At 63.1% G+C, this 23,977-nt stretch carries 23 protein-coding genes; 13 read left to right on the top strand and 10 right to left on the bottom strand.

Annotation, left to right across the window (positions count from 1 at the left end; all coding sequences use genetic code 11):
• The first annotated feature begins 80 nt into the window (after positions 1-80).
• The 13 genes from FS767_RS17885 (at position 81) to ureG (ending at position 13,817) form a co-directional block, all read left to right on the top strand.
• Positions 81-1,460, top strand: a complete 1,380-nt coding sequence (locus FS767_RS17885; RefSeq protein WP_144967118.1) for a hypothetical protein — start codon at positions 81-83, stop codon at positions 1,458-1,460.
• On the top strand, positions 1,460-2,788 hold the full coding sequence (locus tag FS767_RS17880; protein WP_144967115.1) for a GntR family transcriptional regulator: 1,329 nt from the start codon (positions 1,460-1,462) through the stop codon (positions 2,786-2,788). The genes FS767_RS17885 and FS767_RS17880 overlap by 1 nt, the downstream gene beginning before the upstream one ends.
• Positions 2,789-2,918: 130 nt before the next feature.
• Entirely contained in the window at positions 2,919-4,568 is a 1,650-nt protein-coding gene (locus FS767_RS17875) for a VRR-NUC domain-containing protein (RefSeq protein WP_144967113.1), read from the top strand.
• Complete coding sequence (locus FS767_RS17870) at positions 4,565-6,826, top strand: ATP-dependent DNA helicase (protein ID WP_144967111.1); 2,262 nt, start codon at positions 4,565-4,567, stop codon at positions 6,824-6,826. Before FS767_RS17875 ends, FS767_RS17870 begins: the two co-directional genes overlap by 4 nt.
• 243 nt (positions 6,827-7,069) lie before the next feature.
• The gene (xerC, locus tag FS767_RS17865) at positions 7,070-7,984 is read left to right on the top strand and encodes a tyrosine recombinase XerC (protein WP_144967109.1); all 915 of its coding nucleotides are present in this window, start codon (positions 7,070-7,072) and stop codon (positions 7,982-7,984) included.
• Positions 7,985-8,264: 280 nt separating this feature from the next.
• Positions 8,265-9,098: an urease accessory protein UreD gene (locus FS767_RS17860; protein ID WP_144967107.1), complete on the top strand. Its 834-nt coding sequence runs from the start codon at positions 8,265-8,267 to the stop codon at positions 9,096-9,098.
• A gap of 11 nt (positions 9,099-9,109) precedes the next feature.
• Positions 9,110-9,412, top strand: coding sequence for an urease subunit gamma (locus FS767_RS17855; protein WP_003253929.1), 303 nt, complete (start codon positions 9,110-9,112; stop codon positions 9,410-9,412).
• Positions 9,413-9,431: 19 nt separating this feature from the next.
• Positions 9,432-9,749, top strand: coding sequence for an urease subunit beta (locus tag FS767_RS17850; RefSeq protein ID WP_144967153.1), 318 nt, complete (start codon positions 9,432-9,434; stop codon positions 9,747-9,749).
• Positions 9,746-11,449: an urease subunit alpha gene (ureC, locus tag FS767_RS17845; protein WP_144967105.1), complete on the top strand. Its 1,704-nt coding sequence runs from the start codon at positions 9,746-9,748 to the stop codon at positions 11,447-11,449. Before FS767_RS17850 ends, ureC begins: the two co-directional genes overlap by 4 nt.
• 10 nt (positions 11,450-11,459) lie before the next feature.
• Complete coding sequence (ureE, locus tag FS767_RS17840; RefSeq protein WP_144967103.1) at positions 11,460-11,945, top strand: urease accessory protein UreE; 486 nt, start codon at positions 11,460-11,462, stop codon at positions 11,943-11,945.
• 17 nt (positions 11,946-11,962) lie between these two features.
• Positions 11,963-12,508 (top strand): HupE/UreJ family protein, encoded by a 546-nt coding sequence (locus tag FS767_RS17835; RefSeq protein ID WP_058639348.1) that lies wholly within the window; start codon positions 11,963-11,965, stop codon positions 12,506-12,508.
• Complete coding sequence (locus FS767_RS17830; protein ID WP_144967101.1) at positions 12,508-13,182, top strand: urease accessory protein UreF; 675 nt, start codon at positions 12,508-12,510, stop codon at positions 13,180-13,182. The genes FS767_RS17835 and FS767_RS17830 overlap by 1 nt, the downstream gene beginning before the upstream one ends.
• Positions 13,183-13,193: 11 nt before the next feature.
• Positions 13,194-13,817: an urease accessory protein UreG gene (gene ureG, locus FS767_RS17825; protein ID WP_027915537.1), complete on the top strand. Its 624-nt coding sequence runs from the start codon at positions 13,194-13,196 to the stop codon at positions 13,815-13,817.
• A 69-nt stretch (positions 13,818-13,886) separates the two neighbouring features.
• Here ureG and FS767_RS17820 read toward each other — a convergent pair whose 3' ends face one another.
• The 10 genes from FS767_RS17820 to FS767_RS23560 form a co-directional block, all read right to left on the bottom strand.
• Positions 13,887-16,088, bottom strand: a complete 2,202-nt coding sequence (locus FS767_RS17820; protein WP_144967100.1) for an LTA synthase family protein — start codon at positions 16,086-16,088, stop codon at positions 13,887-13,889.
• 135 nt (positions 16,089-16,223) lie between these two features.
• Entirely contained in the window at positions 16,224-17,504 is a 1,281-nt protein-coding gene (locus tag FS767_RS17815) for a hypothetical protein (protein WP_058605135.1), read from the bottom strand.
• Positions 17,505-17,549: 45 nt separating this feature from the next.
• Positions 17,550-18,308 carry a hypothetical protein gene (locus FS767_RS17810; protein ID WP_144967099.1) on the bottom strand — a complete coding sequence of 253 codons (759 nt, stop codon included), beginning with the start codon at positions 18,306-18,308 and terminating at the stop codon, positions 17,550-17,552.
• 45 nt (positions 18,309-18,353) lie between these two features.
• The gene (locus FS767_RS17805; RefSeq protein ID WP_023533487.1) at positions 18,354-19,034 is read right to left on the bottom strand and encodes a C39 family peptidase; all 681 of its coding nucleotides are present in this window, start codon (positions 19,032-19,034) and stop codon (positions 18,354-18,356) included.
• 61 nt (positions 19,035-19,095) lie between these two features.
• Positions 19,096-20,514 (bottom strand): heme utilization protein, encoded by a 1,419-nt coding sequence (locus FS767_RS17800; RefSeq protein ID WP_144967098.1) that lies wholly within the window; start codon positions 20,512-20,514, stop codon positions 19,096-19,098.
• A 49-nt stretch (positions 20,515-20,563) separates the two neighbouring features.
• Positions 20,564-21,142, bottom strand: coding sequence for an adhesin (locus tag FS767_RS17795; protein ID WP_144967097.1), 579 nt, complete (start codon positions 21,140-21,142; stop codon positions 20,564-20,566).
• A gap of 1 nt (position 21,143) precedes the next feature.
• Positions 21,144-21,578: a hypothetical protein gene (locus tag FS767_RS17790; RefSeq protein WP_144967096.1), complete on the bottom strand. Its 435-nt coding sequence runs from the start codon at positions 21,576-21,578 to the stop codon at positions 21,144-21,146.
• A 290-nt stretch (positions 21,579-21,868) separates the two neighbouring features.
• Positions 21,869-22,432 (bottom strand): AAA family ATPase, encoded by a 564-nt coding sequence (locus FS767_RS17785; RefSeq protein WP_144967095.1) that lies wholly within the window; start codon positions 22,430-22,432, stop codon positions 21,869-21,871.
• Positions 22,429-22,995, bottom strand: coding sequence for a nicotinamide riboside transporter PnuC (pnuC, locus tag FS767_RS17780; protein ID WP_100851369.1), 567 nt, complete (start codon positions 22,993-22,995; stop codon positions 22,429-22,431). Before pnuC ends, FS767_RS17785 begins: the two co-directional genes overlap by 4 nt.
• Before the next feature lie 112 nt (positions 22,996-23,107).
• A complete protein-coding gene (locus tag FS767_RS23560; protein WP_371921599.1) occupies positions 23,108-23,842 on the bottom strand; it encodes a methyl-accepting chemotaxis protein in 735 nt (244 codons plus the stop codon).
• Positions 23,843-23,977: the final 135 nt, after the last annotated feature.

Genomic DNA, 23,977 nt, shown 5'->3' with positions numbered 1-23,977 from the left:
GACCTTTCGGAGTACCCCGGGCCGGTCGATGCCAAGTGCTTGTGCATCGACTGGCCGCATGAACTGGACGAGGTAATATCGTGACGGCTATTCACGATCAGGCAATGCATCATATCTATCGGCAAGTGCTGGAGCGCTTGTTGAATCATATGTCCCAATCACAACGTGCGTCCTTGCAGTTGTTGATTCAGCGATTGCTGATAGCTGCCGGAGGTGCTGAATATATCGGGACATTCCGTGTATTGGTTCTGCATGGCAACGACCGCCGTAGTGCAAGGTTACTAGCCATGCTTCGGGCTGCGCAATTGAGCATCGCCGCACGCGGGCCGGTCACCTTCCAGTTGCGCGTGTTGGTGATCAGTCAGCCCGCTCCCAGTTTCAACACCCTGATCGCTCACGAGCGTGCGTTCAATGCCTTGTTCCTGCAGGATGATCCACGCGTTGAGTTACTCATGTTCCAAGGCCGGGCGGTCAGACCCTTTTCGCGAGACTGGGTGCCCAGCAGAGACGACGCCCCTGCGGCCAGCACTGCCATGCTCCTGTTGGGGCATCTGGCAGGGACCAGGCCTGAGGGGTTGCTAGGCGCTTGGCTTTATCTGGACCTGGCAACCACATTCAGTGAGGCCGTGCAGTCCCAAACACCTGTCGACGTGATGATCACGGCAATACCGGCGCGAGAGCGGCATCGTTTTCTGGCCTGGTTCCGGCGCATCCTGCACCTTGCAGGCGAAAGTGGCTTGCCCGAGGCGCAGCATTGCCTGGCTGCGTTGGCTGACGGGCTCAGTCACCTGTCAAGGCGGCTGGAGGGTGTTGGCTGCCAGGAAACCATCCCGGCAGGCCGGGAGGTGCAGGCACGTACGCCACTGCGGGTCATGGCGATCGATGAGCTTCTGGCAGACTTGCTTGAAGGGCAAAAACTCGAAGCAATGCTCGGCAATGCGTGTGCAGTGCCAGAGAATGCCTATCCATTGGGGGCTTTCGTGGAGCCTGAGGCGTTGGCGCAGGTGCGCCAATTGCAGGGTCGTGCTCAGCAAAGCCTGGGGTGCAGGCCCGCATTGTCGCTCAAAAGTCAGGTAGACAAACCTGGCCGGGGCCGCGTTAAGCAGGCGGGCGGCGTGCTGGGGTTGAGTCACGATCAGTTGATTTGCCTGCTGTTTGCACCTTTCGCTCGCAGGGGTGAGTATTTGGAGCGCTACCTCAGGTGCCGGCATACCGACATGCTGGTGGCATTGCCCTACTTGCACTACGCCTTGCGCGGGGAGCCATGTCCACAGGCCGTGAAGGCTTGGCTCGTCAATGTCAGTGGCTTGCCTGTTGCACAGCTGCGGGCCGTGTATGAAACCAGCTTGCCTGCCTCGGCCATGCGCGTGTTGAGGCACCTGGCCAGGCGTGACATCAACCTGCGTCTGCTGTGTCAGGCGCCATTGCCGGCGCAGGGCAGTGACGTGGAGTGGTCGTGATGCCGCAGGCCCCGCATCGCGAATTCGCCTACCGCAAGGTCTACCGGTACATCGAAGCACTCATCGATCAATCGCCGCCCGGCCAACGACAGCGTTTGCCCTCGCTGCGTGGCCTTGCTTCGAGGCTGCGGGTGTCGTTGGGCACTGTTCAGCACGCCTATAACCTGCTGGAGGAAGCCGGTCGTGTTCAGCGCCTGCCCAGATCGGGCTATTTCGTGCACAGTGCGTCGAGCAGCGAAGTGGCCATCGTGCCCCGGCAACCGCCGGTATTCGAGCCATCGCTGTTCGAGCTGAACTTGCACCACCATGAACGCCGGCTGGCGCGTCAGCGGCTGCGAGCCGTGGGCTGGGGCCAGGATCCGGGTAGCGTGAGATTGCGTCAGGCGCTTGCTGAGCGCTACACCCTTTCCAGCAGCCGTTACTGGTGCGCCAAGGATGTGCACGTGGCGCCGGACCTCACTGCGTTGCTCGATACGGTGTGGGCAGCGCTCGAACTCCGGCATGCGACAGTACTGGTTCATTCACCATGCTGCTGGCAGCTGCTGCAGGCGCTCGCCCGGACCGGGGTGCCCGTGCTGGAGGTGCCAGTGGATACTCGGGGTGATCTGAATCTGTATGCGTTGACCTGTCTGTTGGAAAGCGAGCCAGTGGGGCTTGTGGTGTTGCCCTCATGTCTGAGCACGCCACAAGGGCGGTTGATGTCCTCGGCGGGCCAGCAGCAGTTGGGTCATCTGCTTTCACGCTATCGGGTATGGGTGCTGGAAAGCGACCTGGACAGCGAGCTCTGTCACGCAGGCCCGCCTGTCATACGCCAGCGAGACTGGGTGGATGTCAGGCAACTGTTGGTGGTGGGTGGGTTCGAGGCAGTGCTTGGGCCCGAGGCCCCGTATGCCTACGTGCTCGGACCAACCGGTGCACTGACCAGAGGCTTTGGCGAACGGGCTTTCCGCTTGCCACCCTTACGCATGCAAGCGCTGGCCTGCATGTTGGACAAGGGGGAGGTGGATGCACAGTGGGCCTGGCTTCGCCAGGCGCTGCAACGCCGTACCCGAACATTGGCACGCGTGCTCGCGTTACGCTTCGGGCCACAGCTGCAACTGCGTTTGCCCGACGGCGGCGGCTTGCTCTGGGCAAGGTTGCGCCAGCCTGTGCATTGGGAGTCCATCAGCAAGGCGCTGGCAGGCACGTCGCTGCATGCCATGCCTGGCAAGCACTTCAGCTTGCAAAGCCGCTTTCAGCACCACCTGGCCCTGGGCTGGACCGGCGATGACCCGGTAGAGCTACAGATTGCCGTCGATCGACTGGCTCGGATCGCCGGGCATCCCTGATGACCTTACCAGTCGGCATCGGCCATGCTGTCACGGTGCGAAGGGCACGGCCCGACCCGCGGCACTTGTCACATGGGCCAATCTGTATGTATAACCAGTACCCCGTAAAGCTGCCGTCCGACCGATTTCCGTGATTGCCCATTCTGTCGAAGATCCCCTGTATTACCTGCATAACTTCCGCCAGGTCCTGTGCTGGGTGGGTCAGCGCTACGCAGACCTGCTCGACCTGAGCGAGCAGGCGTTCATCGCTGCGTTCGCCGAGTTGGACCCGCCTGCACAAGCGATCATGGTGCGCATGGTCATGCGCAAGGGTGAGCTGTTTCGCGATGATCGCCTGCAGTATGCCGAAGTCGGTGATATCGGGCAGGCCCTGGCACCTCTGATCGGGCTCGGCTGGGTGTGCGAGCCCGAGCACTTGACCCTCGAGCAGTTGTTCACGCTCTTGCGCAAGGATGAACTGGCGCAGTGCTTTGCAGCGCAGCTCAGCCGGCCGCGTGCGGCCAAGCATGAGCTGCTGGCCGAGTTGCAAGCATTGGAACTGGCTCCGCGGTCGCTGCGCCAATGGTTCGCCGACAGTGAGCTGCGTATCGTGCAGTGGTGTCGCCAGCCGGTCTGTGACCGAATTCGGCTGCTGTTTTTCGGCAATCTCTATCAAGACTGGTCGGACTTCGTGCTCGCCGACCTGGGGGTACTGCGCTTCGAGCAGGTAGCGTTCAGCGCTGACTCGCGGGCCTTGCACCAGCGCTCGGAGGTTGATCTGGCCCTGGCGCTGCACCAGTGCGCCGAGCGTCTAGAGGAGGGCGCCGATACCGCTTCGATCCTGACGACACTGCAAGGCTTGCACAGTGGCAATGCATGGCTGGCCAGGCGCAGGGCGCGGTTGCTGTTCGCGCTGGGCCAGCAGTGCGAACGCAGGGGCGAGTGGGATCAGGCTATGGCGGTGTACGCCCAATGCGCCCATCCCCAGGCGCGCATTCGTCAAGTACGCGTACTGGAGCGCACACAGTCCTGGGAGCAGGCCCATGCCCTGGCTCTGCAACTGGCAGCAGCGCCGGCCAATGCGCTCGAGGTACAGGCGCTGGAGCGCATGTTGCCGCGTCTGGCGCGCAAGCTCGGCGGGCCACCTCAGCGTCGCCAGCGCCTCAAGCCCGTCGAGTTGATGGAGCTGGAACTGCCCAGAGCCCACGCCGAGCTTGGCGTCGAGGAAGCGGTGCGACAGCATCTGGCTACGGCGGGTGGGGAGGTTCACTATGTGGAAAACACCCTGTTCAACAGCTTGTTCGGCCTGCTGTGCTGGGAGGCCGTGTTTGCCCCGGTCCCAGGAGCCTTCTTCAACCCGTTCCAGTCGGCGCCACAAGACCTGCACGACAGCGACTTCCAGCATCGGCGCAGCCAAGTGTTCGAGCGTTGCCTGAACCGGCTGGACGACGGTACACATCGGCAGGCCATTCTGGACTGCTATGCCACCAAGCGCGGCCTGCAATCGCCTTTCGTGTTCTGGGGCATGCTCAGTGAAACCCTGCTGGACCAAGCCTTGGGCTGCTTGCCGGGCGCCCATCTGAAGCAGTGCTTTTTGAGGCTGCTGCAGGACATTCGCAACAACCGCACCGGTATGCCAGACCTGATCCAGTTCTGGCCGGAGCAAGGCCGCTACCGCATGGTGGAGGTCAAGGGGCCAGGTGATCGCCTGCAGGACAACCAGCTGCGGTGGCTGGAATTCTGCCGCCTGCATGGCCTGCCGGTCGCGGTGTGTCATGTGCGCTGGAGCGAGGCGGCGTGAGCTACAGTGTGGCTGTACGGGCTTTGTGTGAGTTCAGCGCCAAGGTGGGTGACCTGGACCTGCGCTTCACGCCGTCGCCCACAGCCCAGGAAGGCATTGAAGGCCATCGGCGCGTGGTCGCCCGCCGGGGGGCAGGCTATGAATCGGAAATCGCCCTTGAAGGGCAGTTTGAAACCCTGCGTGTTCGCGGACGCGCCGACGGCTATGACCCGGCTTGCAACCGCCTTGAAGAAATCAAGACCCACCGCGGTGACCTGGCCCGCCAGCCTGACAATCATCGCCAATTGCATTGGGCTCAGGCCAAGGTCTATGGCTGGCTGCTGTGTCGGGCGCGTGGCCTGTCAGCCCTTGATGTGGCCCTGGTGTATCTGGACGTCGACAGTGACGGGCAGACGCTGATCACCCAGCACTGCACGGCGACTGATCTGCAGGCCTTCTTCGACGACCAGTGCCAACGGTTTCTGGCCTGGGCTCACCGTCAGCAACGGCGGCTCGCGCAGCGCGACCAAGGGCTACTGGCGCTGCGCTTTCCCTATCCGCAGTTTCGCCAAGGGCAGCGGCAGCTGTCTGAGACCCTGTACAAGGCCGTGAGCACTGGCCGCTGCCTGATGGCCCAGGCCAGTACCGGCATCGGCAAGACGCTTGGCACGCTGTTTCCCCTGCTCAAGGCCATGGTGCCGCAGCAGTTGGACAAGCTGTTCTTCCTGACAGCCAAGACGCCGGGGCGCGCGCTGGCCCTGGATGCCCTTCGCCAACTGACCGATACCCAGGCCCAGCCCGGCTTGCGCACGCTGGAGCTGATCGCCCGCGACAAGGCCTGCGAACACCCGGATAAAGCCTGCCACGGGGAATCATGCCCGTTGGCGGCGGGCTTCTACGACAGGCTGCCTGCCGCACGCGAAGCCGCCGCTGCCCAGCCCTTGCTCGACCGCAGCAGCCTGCGCGCAGTGGCGTTGGCCCATCAGGTATGCCCTTACTACCTGGGGCAGGAAATGGCGCGCTGGGTCGATGTGCTGATTGCCGACTACAACTACTACTTCGATGCCCACGCCTTGCTCTTCGGTTTGGCCCAGGCCAACCAATGGCGTACGGCCGTATTGGTGGACGAAGCCCACAACCTGGTCGAGCGCGGCCGCAGCATGTACAGCGCCAGCCTCGATCAAGGCCAGCTGCAAGCATTACGTCAACGCAAGCCGGCCGGGCTGACCACGGCCCTGGACCGTTTGAACCGGCAGTGGAATGCGCTGCACAAGGAACAGCGCGCGCCGTACCAGGCCAGTGACGCGTTGCCCCAAGCGCTGCTACGCGCGCTCCAGCAGTGCACAAGCCTGATCCAGGAGCAGATGAACCAATCCCCGGCGCATACCGATCCGCACCTGCTGCAGTTTTTCTTCAATGCGTTGCAGTTCAACCGGGTGGCTGAACTGTTCGACGAGCATTTTCTGTTCGACATCAGCGTGCGCAACGGCCCACGCAACAAGCGCTATTCCACCCTGTGCCTGCGTAACGTCAACCCGGCGCGGCTGCTCGCGCCCCGTATGCTGGCGGCCCGCAGCGTGACCTTGTTTTCAGCCACACTGAGCCCCCGGCGCTTCTACCACGACCTGCTGGGCATGCCGGCGGACACCGCCTGGCTCGAGGTAGCCGCGCCGTTTCGCGCCGAGCAGTTGGAAGTGCGCATCGCAAGTCAGGTTTCCACGCGTTATCAGCAGCGCAGCGCCTCGTTGGCGCCGATCGTCGAGCTGATTGCGCAGCAATACCAGCGCCTGCCGGGTAACTACCTCGCCTTCTTCAGCAGCTTCGAATACCTGCAGCAGGTGGCCGAGCTGCTGGCGCGCCAGCACGGGCAAATCCCCCTCTGGTCGCAAGCGCCAGGGATGGACGAGGGCGAGCGTCAGGCCTTTCTCGACCGTTTCGTCGAAGGCGGCCGCGGCGTAGGTTTTGCGGTGTTGGGCGGGGCTTTCGGTGAAGGTGTCGATCTGCCGGGGACGCGCTTGATCGGCGCGTTCGTGGCCACTTTGGGCCTGCCCCAGGTCAACCCGATCAACGAGCAGTTCAAGCAGCGGCTTGGTCGGCAGTTCGGCGCTGGGTTCGACTATGCCTACCTGTATCCAGGCGTGCGCAAAGTCATCCAGGCAGCAGGCAGGGTCATCCGGGGCGACCAGGACCGCGGGGTACTGGTACTTATCGACGAGCGCTTTGCAGAACCCCGCGTTCAGCAGATGTTTCCAGGCTGGTGGCCGCCAGCGATTGCTTGACACTGCAGCGTGGGCCCTTTGCCGCTACTGATAAAAAGGCAACTTTGAGGCCCTGCGTTCGTTCTGGTCGAGCCTTTGCGGTAAGATCAGCGACCACACCGTTCCACAATCCGTTGTATTTGAGGGCGGTTGAGCGTGTCAGGTTCGCAGTGGCTTGGCCCGTGCGCTGTCTCCGAGGCCTGGGAATGGGTAGCGTGCACTCATCGTCCGCCTGCGCTGCAACACTGCTACAGGATTTATGTTTTGTCCGAACTTCCGAAAAACCCGCTCTTGCAGTACATGGACCGGCTGGCGCCCTCCAGCCAGCAGACCATGCGCTATATCCTCCAGGACGCTGCCGACCGGCTAGGGTTCGTGGACTGCAACCTGATCGATGTGCCGTGGCATCAGCTCGAGCCTGGTCATGTGATAGGGCTGGTCGCCGCGCTGCGCAGCGATGGTTTTGCGCCCAACAGCTCGTCGCTGTACGTCAACGCCATTCGCGGTGTTATGAACGAGGCTTGGCGACAGGGCCTGATCGACCACGAGCACCTGCTGCGCATGCGCGAGGTCAAACCTGCCACTGGCTCGCGACTACCGCCTGGTCGCAACCTGCGGCGCAGCCTGATTCGGGAACTGATGGACGTCTGCGCCGCTGATCCGCGCCCGCAGGGCGTTCGTGATGCGGCCATCATCGCCTTGTTGTACGGCACCGGCATGCGCAAGTCGGAATCGGTGGACATCGACCTGGACCAGGTGGATTTCGAGGCGCGCAGTTTGCAAGTGGTGGGCAAGGGCAATCACCAGCTGATCAAGTACGCACCGCCCTGGGCCTTCGAGAAACTGCAGGCCTGGCTTGACCTGCGGCGCGCTGGCTTGCCTGCCGGCGCAGAGGACGATCCGTTCCTGTTCAACCGAATTCGGCGGGGCAACCACATCACCCGGGCTCGCATCACCAAGCATGCGATCTACTACATTGCCCGCCAACGCGGTGCGCAGGTCGGCGTGAAGATCATGCCGCACGATTTTCGTCGCGCCTTCATCACGCGGGTCATCGAAGAGCATGACCTGTCCATCGCTCAGAAGCTGGCGCACCACGCCAACATCCAGACCACTGCCATCTATGATCGGCGCGATGACAACGAACGTCGGCGTGCCGTGGACCGTTTCGACTACTGATCACGCCCGTCCCTTGCCGGCAGATGGCCGACTCTATGCCTAGGCTCGCGAGCACCTCAATGGCGCTCGTGCATGCCCTTGGCTAGTGCGCGCACCAACGAGCTGCCCAATGCGGGCGCAGCGCTCTGATTCAAGCATCTGCCGCTGATCCGCCGAATTGGCCCATTCCCTGCTATGTCCACCTCGAGAATTTGATCGAGTGGTCAGGCAGGAGCGGGCAGCCGTTCCCGCCCGGTCCCCTCGCAACGGCCATGACGCCACGCACTACAAGGGCTGCAGGATGATGCTCGCAGAGCCGCTTAAAGCATTGGACGACCCGACCGGGTGGAGCGCTTGTCTGCAATTGCGTTTTGTCGTACGCGAGGATGTGACCCGCCTTGGTGCGCGCCGGCATTTCGGACCTCTTTTGGTGCAGCGGCCATTCTATCCGGAAGGCGCGCCATGCCACGTCTATGTCCTGCACCCGCCAGGCGGCATCGTCGCCGGTGACCGGCTAGAGTTGGACATCAGCCTGGAGCCCGGTAGTCACGCGCTGCTTACCATGCCGGGGGCGAGCAAGTTCTACCGCAGCGTGGGCCCGACGGCGCGCCTGACCCAGCGCTTTCACCTGGCAGCGGGCAGCACACTGGAGTGGCTGCCCCAGGACAGCATCTTTTTCAATGGTGCCAAGGCAACGCTCGAGAGCCGCTTCACCCTCGAAGCCGGCGCTCGACTACTGGCCTGGGAAACCTTGTGCCTGGGTAGGCCGGTCATGCAAGAGCGCTTCGAGCAAGGCGCGCTCGACAGCCTGCTGAGCATCGAGCTTGCAGACCAAATCGGCCTGCACGAACGCTTGCGGGTGCGCGGTGGACGCCTGGAGAAGCTCGGTGGTCATCCGTTGCTGGCAACGTTCTGCGCTGCGCCCGCCAATCAAGACACGCTTGAGGCCATACGCCCGCATCTGGACGCGCTGGGTATCCCGGCAGGCGCGACGCTGCTCGGCTCGCTGCTGGTGATCCGCCTGCTCGATCACGACAACCAACACCTGCAACACACCCTGCAACGCCTTTGGCAGGTGCTGCGTCCGGCCATCCTGGGGTTGTACGCCTGCCCGCCACGAATCTGGGCCACCTGAAGAGAGTACCGATGGAGCTGACCCCTAGAGAGAAAGACAAACTGTTGCTGTTCACCGCCGCATTGCTGGCCGAACGGCGCCTGGCCCGTGGCCTTAAGCTCAACTACCCCGAGGCGGTGGCGCTGATCAGCGCGGCGGTGCTCGAAGGGGCACGCGACGGGCGTACGGTCGCCGAGCTGATGAGCCTTGGCCGTGAAGTACTGACCCGCGAGCAGGTCATGCCCGGCATCGCCGAGATGCTGCACGACGTGCAGGTAGAAGCAACGTTTCCCGATGGCACCAAGCTTGTGACGGTGCATGACCCCATTGTCTGAAACCCCAGCGGAGCCCCTGATGATTCCAGGTGAAATCCAGGTCGCCCTTGGCGACATCAAGCTCAACAGCGGCCGTGCCACCGTCAGCGTGAGCGTTGCCAACCACGGCGACCGCCCCGTGCAGGTCGGGTCGCATTACCACTTCTTCGAGGTCAACGCGGCCCTGGTCTTCGACCGTGGCCCCACCCGCGGGTTTCGCCTGGACATCCCGGCAGGTACCGCCGTGCGTTTCGAACCAGGCCAGGCCCGTACCGTGCAGTTGGTCGCCTATGCCGGCAAGCGCGAGGTGTATGGGTTTCAGGGCAAGGTCATGGGGCCTTTGGAGCGTGAAGCATGAGCCGACTGTCTCGCCAGGCCTATGCCGACATGTTCGGGCCCACGGTAGGGGACCGGGTACGCCTGGCCGACACCGAGCTGTGGGTGGCCGTCGAAAAGGATTACACCCTGTACGGCGAAGAGGTGAAGTTCGGCGGCGGCAAGGTCATCCGTGACGGCATGGGCCAAGGGCAGATGCTGGCCGCCGAGGCCATGGACCTGGTCTTTACCAATGCGCTGATCATCGACCACTGGGGCATCGTCAAAGCTGACATCGGCATCAAGCACGGCCGCATCGCCGGCATTGGCAAAGCCGGCAACCCCGACGTCCAGCCAGGCGTCACCTTGCCGATCGGCCCTGGCACCGAGGTGATTGCGGCCGAAGGCAAGATCGTCACGGCTGGCGGCATCGATTCGCACATCCACTTCATCTGCCCACAGCAGGTGGATGAAGCCCTCAATAGCGGCGTGACTACCTTCATTGGCGGTGGTACCGGGCCCGCCACCGGCACCAATGCCACCACCTGCACCCCAGGCCCCTGGTACTTGGCGCGTATGCTCCAGGCAGCCGACAGCTTGCCCATCAACATAGGGCTGCTGGGCAAAGGCAATGCATCGCGCCCCGAGGCACTGCGCGAGCAGATCGCCGCCGGCGCCGTGGGGCTGAAGCTGCACGAGGATTGGGGCTCGACCCCAGCGGCCATCGACTGTTGCCTGGGGGTGGCCGAGGAGATGGACATCCAGGTGGCCATCCATACCGACACCCTCAATGAGTCCGGCTGCATCGAAGACATCCTGGCCGCCATTGGCGAGCGCACCATCCATACCTTCCACACCGAAGGGGCTGGCGGGGGCCATGCGCCGGACATCATTCGGGCAGCGGGGCAGGCCAATGTACTGCCGTCCTCGACCAACCCCACCTTGCCCTACACGGTCAATACCGTGGATGAGCACCTGGACATGCTGATGGTCTGCCACCACCTGGACCCGAGCATTGCCGAGGACGTCGCCTTCGCCGAGTCGCGTATCCGGCGCGAGACCATCGCGGCCGAGGACATCCTGCACGACATGGGCGCCTTCGCCATGACATCTTCCGATTCCCAGGCCATGGGCCGGGTCGGAGAAGTCGTGCTACGCACCTGGCAGGTGGCGCACCAGATGAAAAAGCGGCGCGGGCCCCTGGCGCCCGACACGGCGTACAGCGATAACTTCCGGGTCAAGCGCTACATCGCCAAATACACCATCAACCCTGCGGTCACCCACGGCATCGCCCATGAGGTCGGCTCGGTCGAGCCGGGCAAACTGGCAGACCTGGTGTTGTGGTCTCCGGCGTTCTTCGCGGTCAAGCCGGCGTTGGTGATCAAGGGCGGCATGATCGTCACTGCGCCCATGGGCGACGTCAACGGCTCGATTCCAACGCCGCAACCGGTGCACTACCGGCCGATGTTCGGCGCCCTGGGCGCGGCCCGCCATGCCACCCGCATGACCTTCCTGCCACAAGCCGCAATCGACGATGGCCTGCACCAGGCGTTGAACCTGCGCAGCCTGATCGGGGTGGCCCACGGCTGCCGACGGGTGCGCAAGGCCGACATGCTCCACAACACCCTGCAACCGGTGATCGAAGTCGATGCCCAGACCTATCAGGTCAGGGCCGACGGTGAACTGCTGGTGTGCGAACCGGCCACCGAGCTGCCGTTGGCGCAGCGCTATTTCCTGTTCTGAAGGAGCCCCGATGTTAGTTCTGACCCGTCGTATCACCGACCCCGGCACCCATGCCGTAACCGGCACTGTCACCCTGGATGTGGACAGCCGCATCAAGAGCCGATTGCGGGTAACCCTTGACGATGGCCGCGAAGCGGGCCTGATGCTCGAAAGGGGGCACTTGCTGCGCGGCGGAGAACTGCTGACGGATGCCACCGGCAGCCAGTTGATCCGGGTACAGGCCGCGGCCGAAGCAGTCTCGACCGTGCGGTGTGCAGACCCGCACCTGCTGGCACGCGCCGCCTACCACCTGGGCAATCGACACGTACCTCTGCAGATCGAGCCTGGCCTGCTGCGCTTTCAGCATGACCATGTGCTCGATGACATGCTGCGCGGCCTGGGCCTGACCGTGGAGGCCGAACAAGCGCCTTTCGAGCCGGAGGCCGGTGCCTACCAGAGCACACCCCATACCCATGCCCATGGTCACCCCTTCGTGCGCCTGCCTGCTCATTCCTGACCTTACTGGAGCTACCTATGAAAAAGACGTTCGCGCTGTTGTTGCTGATGCTGGCGTTGCCCGCTTTCGCCCACCCTGGTCACGATACCCACCCGCTACAGGACGGGCTGTTGCATCCGTTGACCGGGCTGGATCACCTGTTGATGCTGCTGGGCACTGGCGTGTTGGCGGCGCTCACTGGCCGCACGTTGCTACTGCCCTTGGCGACATTGGCGGCGATGTTCGCCGGTGCTGTAGGAGGGCACTTGTTCGGAAATGTACTGGGCATGGAAACCCTGATTGCAGGCTCGCTGGTGGTGGCCGGTGCGGCCATGCTGCTGCCAGCACGGCAGCTGCTGCTGGCGCTGGCCATGCCGGTGTTTGCGCTGTTCCATGGCTGGGCGCATGGGGTAGAGGCGACGCCCAGCGCGTTCTGGCAATTCAGCGCAGGCTTCGTTGCAGTGAGCGGCCTGTTACTGGCCTGTGGCTACGCAGCAGGCTTGCTGCTGCGCCGCCATGCACGGCTGCAGAAAGCGTTCGGCGGTGGGCTGCTGGCCGGCGCCGCGCTGGTGCTGGCCGGTTGATGAGCACCGATCTGGCGCTGCTGCGGTTGTTGCAGCTGGCAAGCCCCGGCTTGCCAGTCGGGGGCTTCACCTATTCGCAGGGCCTGGAATGGGCAGTCGAGGCAGGGTGGGTCAAGAACACAGATGGTTTTGCCGCCTGGCAGCGCGAACAGATCCAGGACACCTTGGCGTACCTGGACTGGCCCGTGCTTGTCCGCCTGTACAACGCCTGCCTGGCCAGCGATGCCCAGGCCTACGCCCATTGGTGCCAGTTCTTGCTGGCCAATCGCGAAACGGCAGAGCTGCGCCTGGAAGAGCAACAGCGTGGGGCCGCCCTGGCGCGACTGCTCGACGGTTGGCAGCTGGCACAGGTCCCGGCTTGGCGTGACAGCCTGGGGCTCACCCAGCTGGGTGGCATGGCCTGGCTGGCCGTGCATTGGGCGATCCCCTTGCGGCAACTGGCCATGGGCTACGGTTTCGCCTGGCTTGAAGGGGCGGTAATGGCCGGTGTCAAGCTGGTGCCGTTCGGCCAACAGGCTGCCCAGACCCTGCTGCATGCGCTGAGCAATGACTTGCCCGAGGCATTCGACCACGCCCTGACCCTTGGCGACGACCAGCTTGGCGGCGGCTTGCCACTGCTGGCCATCGCTTCATCGCGTCATGAAACCCAATACACCCGTTTGTTCCGTTCTTGAGGACTGCCTGAATGCAAAGCTATCAACAACCCCTGCGTGTCGGTGTGGGTGGCCCCGTGGGCTCCGGCAAGACCGCATTGCTCGAAGCGCTGTGCAAGGCCATGCGCGACCATTACCAGATCGCGGTGGTGACCAATGACATCTATACCAAGGAAGACCAGCGCATCCTGACCGAAGCCGGTGCACTTGAGCCTGAGCGCATCGTGGGCGTCGAAACCGGCGGCTGCCCGCACACGGCCATCCGTGAAGATGCGTCGATGAACCTTGCAGCCGTCGAGGAGCTGGCACGCAAGTTTGGCAACCTTGAAGTCATCTTTGTCGAAAGTGGCGGCGATAACCTGAGTGCGACGTTCAGCCCCGAGCTGGCCGACCTCACTATCTACGTGATTGACGTAGCCGAAGGCGAGAAGATTCCGCGCAAGGGTGGACCCGGCATCACCAAGTCGGATTTCCTGGTCATCAACAAGACCGACCTGGCACCGTACGTTGGGGCTTCACTCGAAGTAATGGAGCGTGACACCCAACGGATGCGGCCCGAGCGGCCCTGGACGTTCAGCAATCTGAAAAAGGGGGAGGGGTTGCAGGCGGTGATCGACTTCATCATCGAGCGGGGCATGCTGGGCGTGCGAACCTGACACCCGCTTGATGGGCAATACCCAGCCAGGCGGGGCTGCCAGGCTGGGTAGACGCGACCCGGCAGCGCATCAGCCTGAGTGCGCGACGTGCTCCGGCGTCAGTTCATCCTGAAAATCCTCCTCGCCAGGCAATGCGGTGATCACGCTGAAGTCACTCACCTCGACCTGCCCACCGCCATAGCCCAGCAGGTGGAAGGAGAAGGCCTTGCGTTCCACCGGGTTGTCGAAACCGAACTCCATCTCCAGCGGCTCGTCAGCGGTGACCCTGACTTCCTCGGGCAAGCCTAGCGGCACATCCTGCTCCAGTTGCTTGGCCTTGAGCTGGATATACGCGGCGTGCCTGGCGTCCAGCGCACGCACCTTGACCCTGACCCGCGTGCGCGAGCCCTCGGGCATTTCCAGGTACTGCGCGCCGATCAGGTTATCGGCCCAATCGTCATGGATGCGCTTGCGTAACTGGATGGGTGAAGGCCCGCCAAATTGATAGCGCAGGTTGAGAGGGCTTTGCATCAGTGACTGGTCCAGTACGCCGGCCAATGCACCCATCTGCTGGCCCAGTGCGCTGTCGCCCTGGTCCAGGTAGCGGGCCTGATCGGCAATGAAACCTTCGCTGGCGTAACGGCGACAGCGCTGCTGGAAATCGCACTCGGTAAACACGCCCTTGCCGTCGTGGTAGCGGAGCATGCCATTGGTGAACGAGATCATTTCACGCCCAGTGTCGTAGTCTCGGTACATCGACCGCCCGCCAAGGGCCAGCGGGATGGGCAGCGCGAAATAGTCCAGCAGCGAAGTGGCCAGGTCGACATGCCCGTAGGTGCCGCCCTTGAGGTGAGGTAACTGGGCCTGATCGGGTGCGAGGGTCAGGTTGAAGCCCCAGGAAGAGGCCAGACGCACCCCATCAATGCCGTGGGATTCATCCGAGGTGATAACCACCAAGGTGTCCTTGAGCACGCCCCGGCGCTCCAGGTTATCCAAGAAGGCCCCCAGGGCATCGTCCAGATAGGCCACGGCGGCCTGCTTGGGCGTGTCGAAGCGCGCCAGGTAATCGGCAGGGGCGGAGTAGGGCTGGTGGGTGCCGACGGTGAGCAGGGTGAGCATCCACGGTTTGTCTTGCTTGCGCAGTTGCCCGACGTAATTCAGTGCGCCCTCGAAAAAGGCTCGGTCATCCTTGCCCCACGGGAAGTCCAGGTAATTGCGGTTGGCGAACCACTCCACGCCATGTACCGAATCAAAACCTATGTGGGGCATGATGCGGTCCTTGGCCATGAAACGCAGCCCAGCGCCCTGCAGGTAATGGGTGGTAAAACCAGCCTGGCGCAACTGCGCCGGCAGGCAGGCCTGGTTGCGCTCGGCCTGGGTCAGCAACTCCACGCCCTTGGGCGTACCGTTGGCCAGCTTGTCGTAGTCGCCACAGAGCATTGCATACAAGCCGCGTATGGTCTGATGGCTGTGCAGGACGTAGTCCGGGGTGTTCATGCCCCGCGCTGCCCATTGGCTCAGGCGCGGCATCAGGTCTTCGTCGAAGCGGCTGTGCAGCGCCTCGCGATTGGGGCGCAGGTAGGCACCCGGGATGCCCTCGACCGTGATGACCAGCAGGTTGCGCGCGCTGCCCGGGCCATTGAGCAGGCGTTGGCCGTTGAGATCCGACTGGGTGAGGCCGGCGCTCGGCAGGGGGGTGAACGGCGTCGCCTGGCCGCTCCAGCGTTGCACCTGGCGCTGCACATCGCCCACCGCCGCAGAGACGAGCTGATGGCCCAGGTTGTATTGACGCCACTGTTCGGCATCGGAGGGTGCCAGGTGTTGGCTGGCCCAATGCACACCGAACAACGCCAGGACCGCCACCCACGCCTTGCGTGGCAGCGATCGGCCAGGCTGTGTACGCGTCTTCCACGCCCAAGCCAGCCAGGCCAGCAGCCCGGCACCCATGGACCAAGGCAGCCAGGCGTGGGCCAGACCGCCCCCGGTGGAGTTCTCCATGAACTGCGGGTCGACCAGATAGGCGAGGTCTGCGCTGGTGGGCAACCGTCCCACCGCGCTGACCAGTTCGGCCGAGGCGACCCAGAGGAGGGCCCACGCCAACAGCACCGGCAGCGCCAGCCACCAAGGCCGGCGGTGCAAAAGCAGCACCAGTGCGCCGCCCAAGGCCAGGTCGGAGAGATAGCCAAGCGGGTTGGACCAGCCCAACACGGCACGTGCGCCCAGAGGTAGCACCAGCACCAACACGGCCAAGGCGGCGAGCCGCTGGTGTGAGGGGTCTGAAAGGCTCTTCACAAAAATCTTTCCTTTGCCATTAAATCGTCATCAAACTGTGGCTGATGATAACAGGCCGAGGCCGGGCAAGGCGGGCGTGCAAAGCGCGGGCACACAAAAGGAGGGCCCGCGTGAGCGGGCCCGGTGCGTCGATCATCAGAAGTAGTAAGGGAATTTGAGGCTGAACGAGAAATCGGGCGCATCATCGGTCAGCCCAATGGACAGGTTGGGCACGATCGTGAGGTTGTTGGTCGCCGCAAACGTCATGCCGACGTTGAAGTTGGCCGCGTTGTAGTCGCTGTTGGAGACCGATTGCCAGTCACCACCGTCGGGCTTGATCTTGCTCTTGCGTCCGAACTGGTCGGAGACCGAGAACGACATGCTCATCTTCTCGTTCAGCGCGAAGGCAATACCCGCACCGATTTGCCAAGAGTCGCCCAACTTCACGTCACCTGGGACCTTGCTGTTGACCTGCGGGCTGATGTCGCTGAAGGAGTCTTGCAGGTTGTACGTGTAGGACAAGCTGCCGAACAGCACGGCCGGATCGAACGTCTTGACCAGCGAGATACCCGGTGTGATGGACCAGACCCCATTGCCGGTCGGCAGGCTCTCGGGCACGGATAGGTTGTCGTTGCCCGCCACTTCGCGCAGCTTGATCCCATAGGGGTCCTTGCCGGTAGGCGCCTTGACCCGCAGGGTGGCCACGGCGTCTGGCCAGGTCTCGGATTCGTCCAGGAACTTGTAGGCGACACCCACGTTGATATCGCCGATTTCCGGGTCGCGTGTGACCGTGGCATCCGAGGTGCTCGGCCCGGCACCCCCAGCGCCGCCAGACGAATAGGTGGACTCGCGGTAAATGACGGGGACGTTGATGTCGAACTGCCAGCGCTGGTCCAGGTTGTAGCGTGCCGTCAGGTCCAAGGTCCAGTTGTCGGCTTTGATCCGGTCCAGGTTGATATTGCCCAGGAAGATCGAATCCAGCGCCAGGAAGCCGTTGAGGGTCAGGGCGCGGGTGTCGTAGTGGGTGTAGGTCAAGCCGGTTTCGAGGCTGAACTTGCCACCTCCGAAGAACCCGCTGGCCTCGTCGTACAGGTTGGAGACGCTTTGCGCAGGCTCGGAGTCTGCGGCCAGCGCCTGTCCATACGAACTGCCGGTGGTCCCAGGCGCCCCGGCGGCGACGGTCTGGGCCCCCTTGACCCGTTCGCTGGGCGATCGCACCAGGCGTTTTGGCGGGGGAGCGGCCGGGGTTTCTTCGACCTGGCGAACCCGCTGCTCCAGCACCATCAGCGCCTGCTGCTGGGCTTCATAGCGGCGCTTGAGTTCGGTCAGTTCCTGTTTGAGTGCTTCTACTTGCGGATCTACAGCGGCGTACAGCGATGTGGCGGGTGCCAAGGTTGTCAAACACACAACCGCTTTGAGTGCTAACGATCGTTGCATGAAGATGCCGTCCCTTCCGACTGCTGTGATGAGACTGAGCGTAGATCAGTATCCGACAGAGCGAAGCCCTTTGAGCTGGTCCAGGCTGCCATTTAGCGAAGCGGCAGTCGGCAGGTTCTGACGCATGACCACGTTCAGGGAGGTGACGTTGTTCACCAGGTTGCCATTGCCGAGCACGGTGGTGTTCTGCATCAACCCGCCCTGGGCCAGGCGCTGCACGCTGCTACCCTGGTTGGCGTTGGCGTCTATGTTCATTTGTACGCCCACGCCTGTGGACGATACGCTCAGCGCGCCGGCGCCGTTTTCGGCCATCAATGTCTGCCCAGCGGCCAATACCTGGCCATGGGGCTGCACGGCAGGGGCCTGATCGGCCTTGGTCACGTTGACGTTTACAGTGTTGTACGCACTGTTGTCGTCGCCGGCCGCGCGGACCACCTGGGTCACCCCCTGGGTGGTGCCGAGCCCGGCACCGCCGCTCACCGTGCCGCTGCCTTGGGCGACCGGCTGGGCACCTCCCTGGGCCTTCGGCGCGCCGTGCCCATCGATCAGCGAGACATAGAACTGCGGCTTGATCGTGGCCTCTTGCACCTGCAAGGTGCTGCTGGCGCCTATCACTTCACCGCGCGCGTTCTGCCAGGTGCTGCTCATGACGATGCCAAAACTCACGATTCGGCCCGGCATCACGTAGCGCCCACGCAAGCTCGCCAGCTCCTGGTCCTTGAGCTCGATGGGGTGCAGCACTTCGGCGTGGACAGGCAGGCTGGCCGTCATGCAGGCCAGGACCAACCAGATAGGGGTCTTCATGCAATGCTCCCCGGCGCATCATGCACCTTGTTCTTGGAAGAGGCGTTAGAAGAAATCGCTTCGAATGAAGCCGTAGTCCAGCAGATCGGCATCCTTGACCGGCGTGAAGCCGTCCAGGCGGCCTTTGGCCGTCAGCGGCAACGGAGGGTCGAGCAGCGCGTTGTGCTTGTCGTAGCCCTGGCCGATCACCGCGAAAATGATGCCGTTCCAGCCCTTGAGGAAGTCCTCGGTTCTGTAGCGCTTGTGCCCCAACACCGGATCGCCGATGTAGACCCAGCCGCGGTCGACCTTCTGCATGACCACAAAATGCTTGTAGCCGCGGATGTCCATCAGCACCACCACCGGGATTCGTACGCTGTTAAGGGTTTCGGGCGCCACCCGGTATCCCCGGGCGCGCATGCCCAGGCTTTCCACGTAGCGCTTCATGTCGAGCATCGAAAACCCCTGGGTGCGGACCAGGTTCTGGTCGGCATGGGTCAGCATGCCTTCGATGATCTGGTGTTCGTCCACGTCCAGCCAGTAGGCCTGACGCAGGATGGTTGCCAGCGCGGCGGCGCCGCAGCTGAAGTCGGTCTTCTGTTGCACCAAGTCGGCGAACTTGCGTTCGCGCATGCTCTGGATGGGCTTGAACACCACCGCGCCGCCTGGCAGGACGGACAGGGGCATCTGGGCTGCTTGACCCATGCTGGCCAGGCACAGCAGGAACGCCAGGGCGAATACGCGCATGATCGACGCCTTTGGATGCGTTGAAGATAGGCCCCCTGAAAGGGGGCCTTGGGGTCTGGCATCAGAACGAGGTATTGGAGATAGCCAGCGAGTTGCTCTGCTGGTTGCCGACACCGGCCGCCACGTTCACGCCCAGGTTGCCGCTGCCGCCATTGACCGAACCGCTAAGGGTTGCAGTGTTGGTCACAGGGTTGGCCCAGCCGGTCGGGGTCAGCACTTGGAAGGACACGGTATTGCTCAAGTCGTAAGCGCTGCTTTCGCTGTAGCTCTTGGCCACGTCGTTGGAGGACTGACTGGAGGTTTCGCCAGACTTTTCAAACGCCGAAGCCGAAGCGTTCTCGTAGGACGAGTCATGGGACTTGGTGTACGACGAGTCACGCGAATGGTTATAGGCCGACTCGCTTGACTTGTCGTAGTTGGAGTCGAAGGCTTTCTCGAATGAAGAATCGTAGGCACTTTGCTGCGAGGTGTTCACCGAGGCGTCCAGGGATGCATTGAGCGAACCGTCGACGCTGCTGGTGCGGGTGCGCTCGCGATCACCGTTGGTCAGGGTCAGGGTACGCGTGGCATCGGCAGCCGCTGCCAGGCTGGCACTGAGGCTGGCGCTGTTCGAGGCGCTGGCGCTGCCGCTGGCCGAACCGTTCATGCCCCAGCTGTTGGAGCCACTGGCACTGGCACTGTTGGAGCCGCTGGCGTTGTTGGCACTCGAACCACTCGAATTCCAACCGCTGGAGCCGCTGGAGCTGGCACTTTGCGAGCCCGCCAGGTTGAAGCTGGACGAGGCACTGCGGTCATCGGTCGAGTTCAGCGTACCTTCACGCGAGCTGGAACCGGTGGCCGAGGTGGTGAAGGTCAGGGTATCGACACGGTAAGTGCGGTCGGCCCCATTGTTGACCACAAGCCCAGGGCCGTTCTGGTCGGCCTTGGCCGTAGCCGTGGCGTTGCCGATACCGGCATTGGTATTGGCGATGGCCATGCTGTTCTTCTGCTGGTTCAGGTCGCCGCCGGCAATGTTGATGCCTACGTTGCCCGAGCTGCCTTCGCCAGAGCCGCTCATTACCGCCGAAGACTGGGTCGACCAGTTGTCGACCCGGTTGTTGTTGCTGTACTGGCTGACGTCAGCATTGGCTTCTGCGGTGCCGAAGACGAAACTGTTGTCCAGGGTAGAGTCGGCAGCGGCGTTGGCGATGGCCGACGCGTTGCCCTGCTGGTTACCGTTACCAGACGCCACGTTGACACCCACGTTGCCACTGGCGCCAGTTGCCGAGCTGCTCATTTCAGCTTCGTTCACGGTGCCCTGGTTGGTGATGGTGTTGCCGGTGCTACGCTGGGTGTCCAGCGCATCGGCCTTGGCCGAGATAGGCAGCCAGGTGGTGCTGTTGCCGTTGTAGCTGCGACGGTTCTGATCGGCTTGTACAGCAACGGCCATGACCGCAGCAATTGCGAAAACCAGAGGCTTGAGTGCCATCGAAGGTTTCATGGTGATTCTCCGTACTCTAAAGGTTAAGTGTCGTTCATGACTCAAACGGTCAGTCGGCGACTCGTATGCTCAAGGTGTTGGCCATGCGGTTTCCCACCCCGGCACTCTGATTCAGCTGAACCACGCCACGGCCACCGGTGAACGCCTGGTCACTGGTGGTGACCTGGCGATGACCTGTCGGGGTTGCAGCTGAGTCAAAGGTGTTGAGCAGCGTCACGTTCTGTTGCAGGAGGACGCTGTCGTCGATGCTTTGCGGTTGTGTTCCGACGCTGATGCGCAGGGCGTTGGCCTGCTGGGTGCCGGCACCGGCGCTCTGGTTGACGCCAAGCGCGCCATTGCCGTGGCTGAACGAGGCGCCGCCAATGTGGGCTTGGGTGTCCATGGCAGCGTCCGCAGGCGTATTGAGCCGTTGCCGGATCTGGGTCGTGGCACTGGCGCCGTGGCCAAGGGCGAAGGCCCGGGCATTGGCCTGCTGCTGCATGTCCCCGGCGGCCTGGTTGACCGTCATGTTGCCCTGATAGGCACGGCCGGCGTCGTCGATGGTGGCGCTGTTGCTGATGGCAGTCGGTGGCTGGGCCATGGCGGACGCGCTGCACAGCAGGGTGATGACGAGCAGGGCAGGCTTCATGTCATTTGCCCCCCGTCAGGATCTGCAGGGGCGCGAGGCCTTTCTGCACGCTCGAATTGACCATGTTGGAGATCCCGTTGCCCGACCCTGATCCACGCCCGCCAGCCAGGTTGGGCAATTGGCTCTGGTGGCCAAGGTTGCCGCCCAGGTGATCGGTGTGTTGGGTGATCAGGGCGTTGATGCCTGAGCCGCTGCTGATGCTAGCGAAGTCGCCATCGCTCAACTCGTTGGTCTGGCGCAGCACATGATTGACCGGGTTGGCATTGACGGTGGTGGGTGTGGGGTCCGGACGCAGTGGGGGAATCACGGCATTGCGTGTCTGCACGTCGCGGGTAATGACGATGGTGCCATTGTCGGCTTGGGCGGTCGCGCTGAGCGAGCTGATCGCGCACCCCAGCAGCAACAGGTAACCCAGGCGTTTGTCGATGTTCCTCACGACGGCAATTCCTTCTTCAGCCGCTGGCCTTGTTCAGCGTTGCGCTAGCAAGAGCAGAAGCCGTGCCGCTTTTGAGAAGTCGCTGTATTTCAGGAGGTTAGCGCGATGAAAGCTGTCGTGTAGAGCTGCGTTGTGTCAGTGCTGATACAACGGACATGGACTGATGACCAAGCGGTCACCTCTAGGGCGTGGTTTGATTGGAATGACAGGCAGTGTATCGGTGGCGTGACACTTATCGGAGCTCACGGCGTAAGCCGCATGCTTGCGGGGTTGGTAACAGCCGGGGTGTGTCAGAGGCTTAACACCGGGTCAGAGCCCCGCAGCGTCGAGGCGACCAGTTCCAGCGCCAGAGCCTGACGTGTCGCCCAGTCACCTTCGATGATGCGATAGGGCTGATCGTGGTCTTGCAGCCAGTGCAGGCTTGCCTCGAAAAACTGCTGGCGCTCTCGCACATCCGGTTGGGTGCGCTGGCCATCGGCAACCCAGGGCACGCCCTCTGGGCTGAGAAGCAGGTGCAGGTCGTAGTGACGATCGAGCAGAGCCTGCTCCAGCCAAGGTGGGCAGTCACCGAACAAGGTCTGGCTCCAGAGCATGTTGCTGAGCAGGTGGGTGTCCAGAATCAACAGCGAGGGCGAGGCTGCGCGTGCAGCGTCTTCCCAGGCCAACTGTCCATGGGCGATGCTGGGGATGTCGGCGTAGCACGTGTCGCGGCAGTGCTGGTCGATGAAATGACGCACATACTCACCCACCACCAGCCCTCCGAAACGCGCCTGGATCTGGCCGCTGAGCCAGCTCTTGCCACTGGATTCGGGGCCGCACAGCACCACAACCTGTGTGCTCGTGACAGCGCTCATGCCTTCACCAACGCCGGGTCCCTGTGCCACTCCAGCCATCCGCGCAGGGCAATGAGGGTGAGCACCGCAAACAGCGCCGCGGTGAAATACAAGTGCTGGTGCAGGTACTGCCCGACATAGATGATGTCCACAACGACCCACAGGGGCCAGCATTGCAAGCGCTTTTGCGCCATCCACAGCTGGGCCACCAGGCTAAAGCCGGTCAGGCTGGCATCCAGCCAGGGCAGGGCGGCATCGGTCCAGGTGGCCATGGCAGTACCCAATGCTGCGCTAAGCAGTACGCCCAGGCCCAGGTGGATGACCAGCGCGCCGGGCCGTAAGCTCGATACCTGGCGTGCCGCGTCTTGCCGTTCAGGGCGCTTCCACTGCCACCAGCCATACAGTTGCAACAGCGCATAGGCAACTTGAAGCAGCATCCCCGAATAGAGCTTGACCTCATAAAATAGCCAGGCATAGATCAGCACCATGATCAGGCCGAGGGGCCAGCACCAGGCGTTCTGCTTGACCGTGAGCCACACAGCGATGACGCCGAGGACGGCGGCGATGAGTTCAAGGCCGGACATCGGCGATCCTTGGAGATTTCAGGGAGGGGCGCGATTGTAGCGGTTAGCTCAAGGAAGGTGTAGAGCGTTGCCGGGATCAGGGCCGTCTAGCGGCCCTGAGCCGGTGTCGGCTTCAGACCCTGAACTGGCGCAGCAGTTGTTCCAGGTCCTGGCTGAGCCGGCCTAGCGCCACGCCGGCCTCACTGGACTGGCGTGCCGCCTCGGCCGCCTGCTGCGAGAGGCCTGCCGTGTCCAGCACGTTGCGGTTGATGTCCTCGACCACGTGGGACTGCTGCAGTGTGGCGCTGGCAATAGAGGCATTCAACGCTGTCAGGGTGTGCAGGGCCTGGTTGATCGCATCTAGGCTGGCGCCTGCTTCGCGGGCTTGCGTGACGGTTTGCCGTGAGGCCTCGCTGCTGGTGTTGATCGCCTTGACGGCAGCATCGGACTGGCTCTGCAAGTGTTCGATCATGGTGTGGATCTCGGCCGTGGACTGGGCCGTGCGCTGCGCCAGCAGGCGCACCTCATCGGCTACCACGGCAAAACCCCTGCCTTGTTCGCCCGCGCGAGCCGCTTCGATCGCCGCGTTAAGCGCCAGCAGGTTGGTTTGTTCTGCAATCGAGCGGATCACGTCCAGCACGCCGCCAATACGGGTACTGTGCCCGGCCAGGTCACGGATCACTTGCACCGCCTGTTCGATGGTGATGGACAACCGGTCGATCTGGGCCAGGCTGCCATGGATCGCCTGCTGCCCATGGGCGACCTGTTGCTGAGCGCAGTGCATTTCCCCGGCGGCCTGCTCGGCGGTCTTGGCTACATCCTGCACGGCGTAGGTCACCTCGTTCACGGCCGTTGCCACCTGGTCCATCTGCAGGGATTGTTGTGCGCTTTGCTGTTGCGCCGCACCGGCATTGTCGCCTACATGGTCGGCTGATCTGGCCAGCGCATGCGCCGCCCCTTGCAATTGCCCGATCACCCCTTGCAGCTTGCCGTTGAAGCGGTT

This window comes from Pseudomonas sp. DE0010, assembly GCF_007680745.1.
GTDB classification, from domain to species: Bacteria; Pseudomonadota; Gammaproteobacteria; order Pseudomonadales; family Pseudomonadaceae; genus Aquipseudomonas; species Aquipseudomonas parafulva_B.
Note: the sequence above shows the minus strand (reverse complement) of the source record. Positions and strands in the feature narration are given on the sequence as shown.